This is a genomic window from Parapedobacter pyrenivorans (assembly GCF_014636865.1).
In the GTDB taxonomy this organism is placed as follows: Bacteria; Bacteroidota; Bacteroidia; order Sphingobacteriales; family Sphingobacteriaceae; genus Parapedobacter; species Parapedobacter pyrenivorans.
Map to the genome: position 1 here is coordinate 343,287 of NZ_BMER01000003.1, position 14,348 is coordinate 357,634.

The following is a 14,348-nucleotide window of genomic DNA, read 5'->3' on the forward strand; positions in this document are numbered from 1 at the left end:
AAACCATGCAGTAGTAGACGCTGCAAAGTTAGTTGCACGGATTGGCTATATGCGGTCTATTTGAAAATATGGTGGTACAAAACAATGACAGATTTGTTAGTCCAATTGCCTGAAGACTTTGGGGGTATTTCCGCTATGACGCTTAAAATATTTAATAAAATGTGAGCTATCGGCAAATCCGAACCGCATAGCAATTTGGTTGATCGTCATATCCGTATAAAGCAACAGGCGTTTAGCCTCTCCGACCAGATGAATTGCGATAAAGGATGCCGCTGACTGGCCGACGGCCTTACGGCAGACCGTATTTAGATTCTGAGGTGTAGTATTCAGCAGCCCGGCGTAGTGGGCGACATTGTTGCACAGCATTTCGGTTTGTCCGAGCAGTGCGTCAAAACGCTGAAACATATCAGATAAACCCATATGCCCGTATGCCGTTGGGCGGGATTGCTGTAGCAGTTTGGCCAATAACGCTTTGAGTAGTCCCTCGATTACCTGGTCGCGATGCGGAAGTAATAAATTCCACTCCGTGAGTAACAAATCGAAAAGGGCCGTTAGGCTCTCCGGGGCAGAGACGGGCAAATAGGTAATCGAGCTTACTTTAGCGAGCAGTTCGTTAAGAGATTTATCGAGGCTATTATCTACGTATTGCTTTTTGATGATTAGTACGTAGCCTCTTGGTTCGCCAGTCAGCTCCCAGTGATGGACCTGTTCCTTTCTGATTACAAAAAATACCGGTGGGGTCACGTGATAGCGTTTGCCATCAATGATATGCCACCCACCTCCGTCATTGAGCAGAACAAACTCAAAATAGCTATTGTGCTTGTGGGGGAGCGTGGTCCGGATATCCTTTCGGAATTCCGCGATTTTTATGTCTTGTCGGCTGTCAATCTTATTCTTAACGCGGAGCATACGAAATAAAGCTGGCCGAAGTTACAAATCTTTACTGTGTTTGCAAATGGCACCTAAACGATATCACTTTGTCCTTCTCAGTTGTTCCTTTTTCCGAAACGATGACGGAACCATTAAAGGAACCCGTTCAATGGTGACAAAACTGGAATCAAGACCAAATCCGCGTTCTTCAGAGAGGCTGAATACCTTCAACGCACTGTAGATATCTAGCACGATACGCTCGGCAAAATTGAACTCCGATGAGTTAGATAAAATGCGCTCCAGGACAATGAACCGGAAGTCTCCATCAATGCCATGTTTGCGCAGGGTATCAAAATTGCTTTTGATATCCACCTCGCCATTGGCTACCAGGTTTTCTACGACTTCCCGAAACAACACGCTTATTCGCTGCTCATCACGGAATCCCAATCGGAAATCAATCCGGATCAGCCTCCCTGGAATCAACTGCGTGATTTCATATTCGCCTGTATAGGGTGAATCTGTCACATCAACATGTACCAACCAGTATACATCGGCCCGCTTTGGCTTCTTCTTCACAATGGAATAGATGATACTTTCTTCGATCTCAAAATCGAAATTGGCACTGGTGAGGTAGACCAACTGGGATGAATAAAGTGGGATGGATTTATCCTTGCCGATTTCTGAAATTATGGCCGTGTACTTACCGATATCAACAAAACGCGTGTGCCTATTCTTAATTTTCCGTGCCCACCACCAGCAAAGCATCAAGGAAAAGATAATCGCCGTTATCAGCAGTGTAAGCCAGCCGCCATGGGTGAATTTGGAAACATTGCCCACAAAAAAAGTCAGCTCAATGGCGAGGTATACAACAAGGAAGCTGAAGGCAAATATCTTCGGAACCCGCTTCTGTAAAAGAAAGACGGTCATCAGTACCGTGGTGACAATAAAGCTAATGTTTATTGCCAGTCCGTATGCCGCTTCCATCTTAGCGGATTCACGGAATACCAGGATGACGATAATACAACCTATCAACAATATCCAGTTTGCCGAGGGCACGTAGAGCTGTCCTTTGAGCAGATTAGGATGTACGATGCGCACTTTAGGCCATAGGTTAAGCCGCACGGCTTCAGAGACAAGCGTGAAAGCGCCGGAAATCATGGCCTGGCTGGCAATGACAGCAGCCAGGGTAGCCACCGAAATGCCATAGGGTATAAACCATTTGGGCATCACCATATAAAATGGATTACTGCCCGAGAGCAACGCACCATCGTGTTCGAGCAACCACGCCCCCTGCCCAAAATAATTGCAAAGCAGGCAGGCTTTCACAAATATCCATGAAATCCGGATGTTCTTAAGTCCACAATGACCAAGATCGGAATAAAGTGCCTCGGCCCCCGTGGTACAAAGGAAAACAGCACCGATGATCAAAAGCGAGTTGGGGTGGCTAGCGATCGTCTGGACCGCATAATGTGGACTGATGGCCATGAGGACAGCTGGATTACCGAGCAAATGCGCAAGACCCAATATCGCCAGCATGGAAAACCAGATCAACATTACCGGACCGAATAACCGGCCCACCACAGCGGTACCGAACCGCTGAAGGGAGAAAAGTGCAACGACGATGACCAGCACAATCGGCACGGTTTGCAACTGCGGATAAAAAATGTCCAATCCCTCGATTGCTGACGAAATGGTTATGGCTGGCGTAATCATGCCATCGGCCAAAAGCGCTGCCCCACCGAGCATAGCGGGGAATACGATCCATTTACCCCGCTTTCGGACAAGGGAAAAAAGGGAAAGAATACCACCCTCACCCTTATTATCAGCCCGCAATGTGATGATGACGTACTTGATGGTTGTCTGCAGCGTGAGTGTCCAAAAAATGCACGAAAGGCCACCGTATACCAGTTCGGGGTTAATACTGTCCTGCCCTATAATCGCTTTGAAGACATATAAAGGGGACGTGCCAATATCACCGTAGATAATGCCTAGCGCGATAAGAAGCCCGGCTGCGGTAAGCGGATGTTTGGCCGATTGCTGCTGCATTGTTGTCGTCGTTATTCGCTTGCAAACATACTATTTATCAATTAATATCCCATTTCTGGGAAACCGAAATACTTTTTTCGTCAACAGCAGAGTTATATCCGATAGCAAAACGCATATATACAAGTCGTAATACATGCTGCCATGTAAGGATAAATCGCGTAGTCACTAACCTCGGGAGATCAACAAGGCAGCTCAAAAAAGAATGTGCTTCCAAGTCCCGGTTCGCTGTCGACACCGATCCTTCCTCCCTGGTTCTCGATAAAATCTTTGCTGATGGCCAATCCGAGGCCGGTGCCGGCTTTATTGCTTCCAGGCACTTGGAAATACCGGTCGAAGATGCGGTCGCGATAGCGTCGTTCAATACCCTTGCCAAAGTCCTGGACGGAATATCGAAGCACTCGTTCGCTTTTCTTAACAGAGATAATCACGCGGCCGTTATCCGGCGAATAGCGGATCGCGTTGGTCATAAAATTAGTGAGCACCCATGCGGTCTTCTCCGCATCCACATCAATTATGGGTAAGTCCGCATCCACTTCGGTGACGAGCTCAATTCCCCGCTGTACAGCCTGATTACCTACAGCGCCCAATGTGTAATCGAGTATTGCCATGGGATCGCTCGGCTGCTTATTCAGTTGGATATGGCCGCTTTCGAGACGTGACATATCGACCAGTTCGCCGGTGATCCGGAGCAAACGTTCGCTGTCGTCGCGTATACTTTCGATCAACTGGCGTTGATCTTCATTGAGCCTCCCGGTTGTCTGGTGCTCCAACAGGTCGAGGCTCATCTTTATTGATGATATCGGTGTCTTCAGCTCGTGGGATACCGTCGCTATGAAATTGGTCTTTGCCGAATCGAGCTCCTTGAACGGGGTGATATTCCGTAGCAGGATGACCGAACCGATCCGCCGGGTTTCCTGTTCTCCGGTAGGGGAAATGTCGATATCGATGGTTTCCCGTTCAAAATAACTTTCCTTCCCATCGGCAAATACCTTGATGGGCTTGGTACTTTCCCGGTTATCAGGTTCTGCCGGTTTTCTGGCCAGTGTCCGTAGCAAATCATTCTCAATGGCAAGTTGCGTTATCATATTTCCAACCAATCCCTGTTTATCCAATCCGGTTACGGCCACGGCCTCGCTGTTGGCAAACAGTATCTTTCCGTGCTCGTCTATTCCGATCACGGGGTCGTGCATGTTTTCAATCAATGTATCGATGCGTTTCTTTTCCATCAGCAGCTTATCTAGCTTGCTATTGGCATACTCTTCCAATTTCTGCGCCATGGTGTTAAATGACCGGGCGAGTTCCCCGAATTCGCTGTGCCCTTCAAAATGTACGCGCTCGCCGTAACGCTGCGCGGCAATCTGCTTGATACTTTCCGTGAGTTCCCTTATCGGATTGGCTATGTTTCCCGGAAGGTTCACCAGCAGGATGAACGCGATGAGGAAACATCCCGCGCCGGTGACTGATATCCATATCGTTGCGGAATCCGCCGTTTTTCGGGCTGTTTCGCTTTTGCGCACGATGGCATCCATGTTGAGCCGCATCAGTTCGGCTATATCCGCACGTACATCGGCGTATGCGGCATTATCGTCCGGATTGCCCCTGAGCCGCTCAAAATGGTCAGCAATGCGCTGCGTGACTTCCCGCTCGCCCATTTCCGTGACATTGGCAAGCTGCTGCCTTAGATTGGTTTCAAAGCGGGAAAAGGCGGCTTTGTCTGTATGCACCTCGTCTAATGCCATCAGCATATTCCGGGAATATTCCAATGTGTTATAGTTGGCCGTGAGGATATTATTTGTATCGTCTTTCAGGCTGTTCACCGAATAGGTGCTGACCGCAGCCAGCAGGATGATCAGTGCGAAAAGCGCCCCTACGCCAATTGTGAGTTTTGTCTTTGTCTTCATGACAGGATGATTAAATCGATGTCCGTTTCTCCCATTTTTTTCAACAGCTGGTTGAAAATGCTCGTAGAGCGGATGATCCGCAGCAGGCCCATCCGGGGATTGCCGATGCACACCGTGGTGATATCCATTTTTATGGCCTGTTCGGTGATTGCTGTCGGTACGCTTTTGTGCTGCACTTGTATGACCTCGCCTCCCAATTGGGTGGCCAGCTTGAAGTTGTTGATGAGCATGCGCTGCTTATCCAATGCGATTTTATCCATGCGTTCCCGCGGTGTCTGCACATACAGCACGTACCATTGCCCGCTGTAGTATCCGGCCAACCGCGCTGTTTTGCGGATGACGGCCTTGGCCCGCCCGGCGTCGCTGCCGATGCAGGCCATGAACCGTTCATGCTTCAATGCGGTGCCTTTGTGCACCTGCGTGTCTACCTTCCTTACGACGTGGCCCGCCACTTCCTTGAGGGCCAGTTCCCGGAGCTGGAGAATATGGTCGCTTTGGAAAAAATTTGCCAGCGCCGCTTCTACCTTGTCGGCATCATAAATTTTCCCTTCCTTCAGCCGGGTTATCAGATCCTCTGCCGCCAGGTCGATGTTCACCAGCTCGTCGGCCATGGCAATGACCCTGTCGGGCACACGTTCCCTGACTTCGATGTCGGTGATCTCCTTCACTTCCTCGTTCAGGCTTTCGATGTGTTGGATATTGACCGCGCTGATGACATTGATGCCCGCCTCCAGGATTTCCAACACGTCCTGCCAGCGTTTTTCGTTTTTGCTGCCCTCGATGTTGGTGTGAGCCAGCTCGTCCACGATAACCACCTCCGGACGGAGGTTAAGGATTGCCTCGACATCAAGCTCTTCCAATTGACGGCCTTTATAAAACAGCTGGCGCCGCGGAATAACGGGCAGCCCTTCCACCAATGCCGACGTTTCCGCTCGGTTGTGTGTCTCCACGTAGGCGATTTTTACATCGATGCCGTTACGCATCAGGGTGTGGGCCTCCTGCAGCATGCGGTAGGTCTTTCCCACGCCGGCGCTCATGCCGATATAGATCTTGAATTTCCCCTGCCTCGATTTCTTGATGAGGTTGAGGAAATGTTCTGCGGATTTACGTTCGTCCATTATAGCCGATTAACCGAATACAAATATAAACATAGAAAATCGCTCCGGCACGATGCGGGAGCGATTAGCCGGGGTCAGAAGCTGATGCTCAGCGAGGTTGCCAGAACGTAATTATCCGTTGCCGCCTGGCCATCTCGGTCCGTAAAAATCCGGTCCTCGCGGCTATTGAATGTCCGGCCTTCCAACCGCCAAAGCACGTTATCCAGCACCTTGACATCCATGTTCAAAGAATAGCCAAACGTCTGGAACCCATTCGGTGTTTCCGTCGGAATAATCACTTGGTTTTTGTCCATATAGTATTCGGCACGTGCAGCGAAAGCCAGCGATCCGGTGGATGCATAGCGCGCAATCAGCACGGGCGTATACCACGTATCGTAGTCACCGCTGCCTTTTGCCTGTTGCTGCATGCCGATATCGAAGCCGGCGATCAATCCCCATTGATCGTTGAATTGGAATTGCCCGTATAGATTGTGGAAATACCGCATCCGCCGTGTACTGTCCGGATCGTCACTCCCGATAAAGGAACTGCTGTTCAGGGTGACCTTTTCGTTGGGCATCCAGGTGAGCTGATGGCCAAAACCGGGCATATTGTTCCAATCCACCCGATGTATGCGTTGCCAGCCATTGGTGACCAAGCCGCTGAGAAACCACTCGCCGTTGTCACTGGTGTAGGAAATTTTGGCGCCTGTAAGGAAATAGGGCGAATTCTCTGCCAGGATACTCCGGGTCATGTTCCAGCAGTTGGCGCCGATGGCACTTTCGAAACCGATGTGCGACCCGAAAATACCGGCGTCTACCCACAGGTTTTTGCTTTTCGAGATTTTCACTCCCGCATTGGCTTCGTAGACATTTTTGAGCACGCCCGGCTCGGCGGCAAGGTTGGCATTGGCATAGGTGCCCGCCATGAGTGCAAGTTTGCCCCGCACCGCGCCGTTATCGTAAGCAGCCTGGACAAAGCCGAAATTGAGGTTCACCTCGTTGTGCCGGTTATACGAATACAGGAAACCGGCCCGGTTGTGATCACCAGGATTGCCAAAATCATACACATAATAGGTTTCGACGTAACCGCTGATGGTAAGCGGATTACTTTCTTCATCGGATTGTGCGTTTACAAATATTGTTACTGATAATCCAAGGCAGGTTGCCAATAATTTTTTGTTCATTGTTATATGTCGTTATTCTGATAAGTTATCCAAAGCAAGGTTGAGTTTCAATACATTGATGCGTGCCGGGCCAAAAATGCCGAGCAGTGGTTTTTCGGTTTGCGATGCCACCAGTTCCGAAACAGTATCTTCGGGCAGGTTGCGTTCACGGGCCACCCGGGCCACCTGTACTTCCGCTGCCTGTATGGAAATGTGCGGATCCAGCCCGCTGCCACTGGCGGTAATGAGGTCCACTGGGATCTGTGACTTGTCTATACCCGGGTTGTGCAATAGAAATGTGTCGATGCGCGCCTGTACCGAAGCCAGGTATTCTTCGTTTGACGGTCCTTTATTGCTGCCCCCGGATCCACCTGCGTTGTAATCAACGGCAGATGGCCGGGACCAGAAATAATCGTCGCGGATGAACGAGTGGCCGATATTGGCGTAATGGTGACGCCCTTCGTGCTCGATGATCTCGCCCTTGCCCCAATTAGGCGAGAATTGTGCAATTCCCCAAACTGCCATGGGGTAGATGACGGTAAAAAACACCAGCATGACGAGCGTCAGCACCGCAGCTGGAATCAAATGCTTTTTCATGTTCTAATCGTTTTAATTATTAAATGAATACTGAAACCACGATATCGATGAGCTTGATGCCGATAAACGGAATCACAATGCCACCCAACCCATAGATAAGCAGGTTCCTGCGCAACAGCGCACTGGCACCGATGGGCTTGTAAGTCACGCCTTTCAACGCCAGCGGGATCAGCAAGGGAATGATAATCGCGTTGAAGATCACTGCCGATAGGATGGCGCTTTCCGGACTGTCCAACCCCATGATGTTCAAGCCCTGAAGAGCTGGGATCGCGCCGATGAACAGCGCCGGGATGATGGCGAAATATTTGGCCACGTCATTAGCAATGGAAAACGTGGTCAGTGTACCGCGTGTCATCAGCAATTGCTTGCCAATTTCGACCACCTCAATCAGCTTTGTGGGGTCATTGTCCAGATCCACCATATTGCCTGCTTCCTTGGCCGCCTGCGTGCCGCTGTTCATGGCCACACCCACGTCTGCCTGCGCAAGCGCCGGGGCATCATTCGTACCGTCACCCATCATGGCTACCAGTCTACCCGATGCCTGCTCTTTCTTGATGTAGTTCATCTTGTCCTCGGGTTTCGCCTCGGCAATAAAATCGTCCACACCCACTTTTTCCGCGATGTATTTCGCGGTCAGGGGATTGTCGCCGGTCACCATCACCGTTTTGATGCCCATTTTGCGGAGACGCTCGAAGCGCTCCTGAATGCCGGGCTTGATGATGTCCTGCAATTCGATTACACCGATGGCTTGATCGTTCTCTGCTACGACAAGCGGTGTTCCGCCGTTGCTGGAGATAACCCGGACGGTTTCCTTGGTTTGCTGCGGAAACTCGTTTCCGGCCTTTTCAACCAGTTGCCGGATCGCATCGGTTGCCCCTTTGCGGATGCGGATACCGTCGGCGTCGATACCCGAACTGCGGGTTTCCGCCGTGAACGGGATGAAACGCGGGCTGACCACATCATAAGCATCGGGATTTACGCCCGCCAGTTCGATGACCGATTTGCCCTCGGGTGTCTCGTCGGCCATGGAGGCCAATACTGCGGCACGCACGAGTGTTTCTTTCGCGATCCCGGGTGCGGGGTGAAAAGCTGTGGCTTTCCGGTTACCGATGGTAATGGTTCCTGTCTTATCGAGCAGCAGCACATCAATGTCACCAGCGGTTTCCACGGCCTTGCCCGACTTGGTTATCACGTTGGCCCGCAGTGCCCGGTCCATCCCGGCAATCCCGATCGCGGAAAGCAGTCCGCCAATGGTCGTGGGAATCAGGCATACGAACAGCGAGATGAATGCGGCGATCGTAATCGGCGCATTGGCGTAATCTGCAAATGGTTTCAGTGTCACGCATACGATGATGAAAACCAATGTGAAACCAGCGAGCAAAATCGTCAACGCTATTTCATTTGGGGTTTTCTGCCGGCTCGCACCCTCCACCAACGCAATCATCTTATCGAGGAAGCTCTCACCCGGCTGAGCCGTAACGCGAACCTTGATCCGATCCGACAACACTTTCGTGCCACCCGTTACCGAACTTTTGTCACCCCCTGCTTCGCGTATGACCGGGGCAGACTCACCGGTGATCGCACTTTCGTCGATCGTAGCTAACCCCTCCACAATTTCGCCGTCTGCCGGGATGATATCGCCCGCCTTGCAGATGAAGACGTCTCCCTTGCTTAGGTAAGATGAAGAAACCACCCGCCCATCTGCCAGATAAGCTGAGGTTTCTTCACGGGTGCGGCGCAGGCTTTCTGCCTGTGCCTTACCGCGTGCCTCGGCAATGGCTTCGGCGAAATTGGCGAACAGCAGCGTCAGGAACAAGACAGCGAAAACAAAAAAGTTGTAGGCCGGACTTCCCTGTGAGGTTTCCCCCAGCAGCGTCCAGCAGGTAACGACGAACATTACAGCTGTGCCGATCTCAACGGTGAACATCACCGGATTTCGGAACATCAGTTTCGGATTGAGTTTCATAAATGATTGTTTCAGGGCATCTAGGACGACACCTTTCTGGAACAACGATTGACTATTATTCATAATATACTTCTCCTTACTCAAAGATTACATGGAAAAAAACTCGGCAATAGGACCTAGCGCCAATGCGGGAAAGAATGCCAGGGCGGCCACAATGAAAATAACGGCAAAAACCATCAGGCCAAAGGTGGAGGTATCTGTTTTGAGCGTACCCTCGCCTTCCGGTATGAAACGTTTATCGGCCAACAGGCCCGCGATCGCCACTGGACCGATGATTGGCAGGAAACGTGACAATATCAACACGAATCCGGTACTGATATTCCACCACAGCGTATTATCTCCGAGCCCTTCAAAACCGCTGCCGTTGTTTGCTGACGAGGAGGTATATTCATAGAGGATTTCACTGAAGCCGTGGAAACCGGGGTTATTCAGCGTGGAAGCCCCCTGCTCCGGGAATGCCGTAGCCAAACCTGTGCCTACCAGGATCATCAACGGATGGATCAACGCAATGATCATCGCGATTTTCATCTCACGGGCTTCCACTTTCTTTCCCAGGAATTCCGGCGTACGGCCCACCATCAGGCCGCTTACAAACACGGCGAGGATAATAAAAACAAAAAAATTGAGTATCCCTACGCCAACACCGCCATAAAAGCAGTTGATCATCATGGCAAGCAGTTCGTTCATGCCAGACAGCGCCATGGAGCTGTCGTGCATGGAGTTGACTGAACCGGTTGATATAACCGTTGTCACGATGCTCCAGAATCCGGATGCCGCTGCCCCTAACCGTACTTCCTTGCCCTCCATCGCACCGAGCGTATTATCGATCCCCATTTTCCCGATGGCCGGGTTGCCGTTCACTTCCATCAGGATATTCGGGATCGCGAGCATCAAGAATCCGACGGTCATCACGCCGAAGATCATCCAGGACAGCCGCTTCCGTCGAATGAAATAGCCAAATGCAAACACCATGGCCAAGGGGATGATCAACTGGCCAACCATTTCTACCATATTTGACAAATAAGAGGGGTTTTCAAACGGGTGGGCCGAGTTGACGCCAAAAAAACCGCCGCCGTTCGTACCAACATGCTTGATCGAAACGAAAGCCGCTGCAGGCCCCCGCGATACCTCCACGGTATCGCCCTCCAGGCTGACAATGGTGTCCTTTCCCTCAAAGGTCATCGGTGTTCCATCAAATGCCAGAATGACGGCGATCAAAAAGGAAACCGGCAGCAGTATGCGCGTGCACGACTTCACGAAGAAATCGTAAAAATTACCCAGACTGGATGAGGTCTTTTCCCTGAATGCCCTGAATACGACGGCAGCGGCGGCCATCCCGGTGCCGGCACTGACAAATTGCAGGAACATTAGCCAGAACTGCCCCAGGTAACTCAGACCGGTCTCGCCGGAATAGTGCTGCAGGTTGCAGTTTACCACAAACGATATGACCGTATTGAATGCCAGATCTGCAGGCATGCTTGGGTTCCTGTCAGGGTTCAGCGGCAAACTACCCTGTGTCATGAGTATCAGCATCCCCAACAGGAACCACACCATATTGATGGTCAGCATCGCCACCATGTGCTGCTTCCAATCCATTGGTGAGCTCGGGTCTATGCGACTGGTCTTATAAAATAGTTTTTCAATGGGATTAAAGATCGGGTCGAGCCCCATTTTTTCCCCGCCGTATACTTTCGCGATGTATTTTCCAAATGGAATCGCGAGAACGATTGCGGCAGTAAACATCACGACAATCCCTATTAATTCAGTATTCATTTTCTTTTGATTTTTAATTTAGTTTGCATATCTTATTTTGTAATAGGCCAAAAGAAGCAAGGCAACCGCAAAAAGGATGATTGCAATTGCTCCAGCCTACGTTCTTGTTTAACTTTGTTCATGGCCATTAAAATTTCTCGGGTCTCAATAGTACATAAAGAATGTACGTGAAAACCGCTATCGCCAGTAGAAATAAAAGGATCATGGTTCTTCTTTTTAATTAATTTTTTACCAGCAGTAGTAGAGTCAGCTGGGTATTTTTATCCATTTCAATTTTCCAGTATTGTTTTTAGGTAGGCCTGCCTGAGTTCCTTTGGAAAAAGGGCTATGTGTGCTTTTAGCGAGCCGGGTGATTCCTGGGACGCCAGGACGGACAGGAATTCGTTTTCGATGGCATTCCGATCGTGTAGACAACCTCCCGTGTATAGTAAATTCACGACTTTTAATGCCTCCAGCGCATCGGCGCGTTCAGTAGCGTCTCCCACGACTTTCCGCAGGAATAGATCCGCGGCTTCACGGAGCGCTTTATAATCGTCGGACGGATCGGTGCCAGTCAACGCAGCGGGTATCCATTCCCGCAGCGTCCTAGTGATCTTTGTTTCGCAATCCATGAATTCAGATGTTTTGGAAAAAATTGATAGCCTTGATGAACAACGCAAAACATGCGAGCCCGGCTACCACCAGTAAAACTGTTAACATAATGCTTATTGAATAATTGTTGATGATTCTGATAGTAACTCCGACCGCGATGAATACAAGGAAAAAGTACATGAGGCAGTCGAACGGCCTGATATTCTGGTAAGCCTTTACCGTCTTCCTGAGTTCCGCAACTGACTTCTTCCTTTCCATTACACGCGTTCTTTTAAAACCCGGTTCTGCACGGCATAAACCGAGTAAAGGTTCGAAGGCATCTGTTGTTGAATACGCGTCCAATCCCAGTTGCTGCAGCGGTTGCGCAATCCGTTGAAAGATCGCACGAATACATTTGAAATCGTTTCGCGTATTGCACTGTCTGTCCTTCCATAGACCCACCCAACCAGTTTCATGCGGCGAACAATCTTATCGATCTGCCTTCCACGCGCCATGTCACGCATGTAGTTGACCACCGCCTGCATTACCCCAGCCACGTTCTCCTTTGAACGGATATGGCCGATTTCATCCCGGATTTCGGGCAACTCGCTGGCCACGATGAATGAGAGTTCTTTCCTATTGATTGTTTCCATATTATTTACTTTTTACGGAAACGCAATAGGCCAAAGAAGTTCCAAATGACCGAGTAATATTATTTTTGATTGATAATCAGTGTAATAAAATATTTTTGAAGATTTGACCCTTCCCGGATCCCTATCATTTTGAGAGGATATTTATCAGCTTGATACACATACCGGGGTCAATGCAGAAGGCCTACTTAGGTACCGATATAAAAAGGGATGGGTATAGATGACGCTTTCTGCTTGGGTATTGCCCCGGTCATTTCAGCTTGTATTCCTCCATTTTGCGGTAGAGCGTGGCAATGCCGATTTCAAGCAGCCGGGCGGCCTCGGCCTTGTTTCCTTTGGTGTGGTTGAGCACTTTTTGGATATGCAGCTTTTCGGTACCTGCCATCGAAAAAGAGGATAGTAAATTGTCTTGAGAATGGGAAATCGGATGGGTAAATTCGTACGGCAGGGTATCGGTAACAAGAGTATTTCCGTCACTCAGGATGGTACTGCGTTCAATCACGTTCTTTAATTCGCGGATATTCCCTTTCCAAGGATGTGTTTTCAATGACGCTACGTAGTCTTCGGAAAGCACACTTCTCCGCTTGTTCATTTTCAGGGCAAACACCTCGGCGAAATATTCGGCCAGCGGTTTAATGTCAGATACCCGTTCCCGCAACGCAGGCAAGGTGATTGTAAAAATAGACAAGCGGTAGTAGAGATCGCTCCTGAAGTGGCCCTGCTCAATTTCTTCCATGAGGTTTCTATTTGTTGCCGCAATCACACGGATATCAACCCGGGTGGGCACGGTATCGCCCACCATCAAGAACTCACCTGTTTCCAGTACACGAAGTAACTTCGCCTGCAGGTCGTGGGCCATCTCTCCGATTTCATCTAGAAAAACAGTACCGCCATCCGCCTCCGAAAGCAAACCCTTCTTGTCTTTCGATGCTCCGGTAAAAGCCCCTTCACGGTGACCAAAGAGCTCGCTTTCCAGCAGTTCGCGGCTGAATGCCGAACAGTTGACTGCGACAAATGGCTGTCTGCTTCGGTTTCCGGCGTGATGGATCGCCTGTGCGAACACTTCTTTCCCGGTGCCGGTCTCGCCGAGCAATAGCACAGTAGTTTCCGTTTGGGCCACCTTTTTCCCAAGGCCGATTGCTTCCAGGATTTGTTTTGATCCCCCGATGATGTTGTCAAAGGAGTACCGTTGGCCAACCCGCTGTTCCAATTGCTGTATCCGTTTGGCGAGCAGCACTTTTTCATAAGCCCGGTTGATCAGCGGAATAATCCGGTTATTATCGTCCCCCTTGGTAATGTAATCAAATGCGCCGTTTTTTATGGCCTGCACCCCATCCGGAATGTTTCCGAAAGCTGTAAGCAAGATGGTTTCCGAAAATGGTTGCAGCTGCTTGATCTCCCCGACGAATTCCACACCGCTTCCATCGGGCAACCTGACATCGCATAATACCACATCGAATTGCGCTCTCGTTAATTTCTGCCGGGCAGCTTTCAACGTACCCGCTTGATCGACCTGAAAACCTTCGCCCTGCACACCGATCACCCTGGCCAGCAGGTTCCTTAGTTTTTCTTCGTCGTCGATCAATAAAAGCCGTTTCATATACTTTTACAAAGGTAATGTAATTTCCGGAGTCCAGGTTTTCGTCAGTACCGAGAATTACGAAAAAAGCCCGGCATAGGTAAACCGGGCTTTCTCCATATTGCCGATCTAACGG

Annotated in this window: 13 protein-coding genes; all 13 read right to left on the reverse strand. The window is 50.0% G+C overall.

What is annotated here, in order from left to right; translation table 11 throughout:
• Positions 1–96: 96 nt before the first annotated feature.
• Entirely contained in the window at positions 97–909 is an 813-nt protein-coding gene (locus IEV98_RS16320; RefSeq protein ID WP_188507085.1) for an AraC family transcriptional regulator, read from the reverse strand.
• A gap of 63 nt (positions 910–972) precedes the next feature.
• Positions 973–2,916, reverse strand: a complete 1,944-nt coding sequence (locus IEV98_RS16325) for a KUP/HAK/KT family potassium transporter (RefSeq protein ID WP_188507086.1) — start codon at positions 2,914–2,916, stop codon at positions 973–975.
• Between the two features lie 179 nt (positions 2,917–3,095).
• On the reverse strand, positions 3,096–4,817 hold the full coding sequence (locus IEV98_RS16330; RefSeq protein WP_188507087.1) for a sensor histidine kinase: 1,722 nt from the start codon (positions 4,815–4,817) through the stop codon (positions 3,096–3,098).
• The gene (locus tag IEV98_RS16335; RefSeq protein WP_371870673.1) at positions 4,814–5,935 is read right to left on the reverse strand and encodes a sensor protein KdpD; all 1,122 of its coding nucleotides are present in this window, start codon (positions 5,933–5,935) and stop codon (positions 4,814–4,816) included. The genes IEV98_RS16330 and IEV98_RS16335 overlap by 4 nt, the downstream gene beginning before the upstream one ends.
• Positions 5,936–6,009: 74 nt before the next feature.
• Complete coding sequence (locus tag IEV98_RS16340) at positions 6,010–7,098, reverse strand: porin (RefSeq protein WP_188507088.1); 1,089 nt, start codon at positions 7,096–7,098, stop codon at positions 6,010–6,012.
• 12 nt (positions 7,099–7,110) lie between these two features.
• Positions 7,111–7,674, reverse strand: coding sequence for a K(+)-transporting ATPase subunit C (locus tag IEV98_RS16345; RefSeq protein ID WP_188507089.1), 564 nt, complete (start codon positions 7,672–7,674; stop codon positions 7,111–7,113).
• A gap of 19 nt (positions 7,675–7,693) precedes the next feature.
• On the reverse strand, positions 7,694–9,703 hold the full coding sequence (kdpB, locus tag IEV98_RS16350) for a potassium-transporting ATPase subunit KdpB (RefSeq protein ID WP_188507090.1): 2,010 nt from the start codon (positions 9,701–9,703) through the stop codon (positions 7,694–7,696).
• 24 nt (positions 9,704–9,727) lie between these two features.
• Entirely contained in the window at positions 9,728–11,413 is a 1,686-nt protein-coding gene (kdpA, locus tag IEV98_RS16355; protein ID WP_188507091.1) for a potassium-transporting ATPase subunit KdpA, read from the reverse strand.
• 127 nt (positions 11,414–11,540) lie between these two features.
• On the reverse strand, positions 11,541–11,618 hold the full coding sequence (locus IEV98_RS24745) for a potassium-transporting ATPase subunit F (RefSeq protein WP_188507220.1): 78 nt from the start codon (positions 11,616–11,618) through the stop codon (positions 11,541–11,543).
• Between the two features lie 64 nt (positions 11,619–11,682).
• Positions 11,683–12,024, reverse strand: coding sequence for a DUF7674 family protein (locus IEV98_RS16365; protein WP_188507092.1), 342 nt, complete (start codon positions 12,022–12,024; stop codon positions 11,683–11,685).
• Positions 12,025–12,028: 4 nt separating this feature from the next.
• Entirely contained in the window at positions 12,029–12,262 is a 234-nt protein-coding gene (locus tag IEV98_RS16370; protein ID WP_188507093.1) for a hypothetical protein, read from the reverse strand.
• Positions 12,262–12,636 (reverse strand): DUF7674 family protein, encoded by a 375-nt coding sequence (locus IEV98_RS16375; RefSeq protein ID WP_188507094.1) that lies wholly within the window; start codon positions 12,634–12,636, stop codon positions 12,262–12,264. Before IEV98_RS16375 ends, IEV98_RS16370 begins: the two co-directional genes overlap by 1 nt.
• A 247-nt stretch (positions 12,637–12,883) precedes the next feature.
• Positions 12,884–14,233 carry a sigma-54-dependent transcriptional regulator gene (locus IEV98_RS16380; protein WP_188507095.1) on the reverse strand — a complete coding sequence of 450 codons (1,350 nt, stop codon included), beginning with the start codon at positions 14,231–14,233 and terminating at the stop codon, positions 12,884–12,886.
• Between the last annotated feature and the right edge of the window lie 115 nt (positions 14,234–14,348).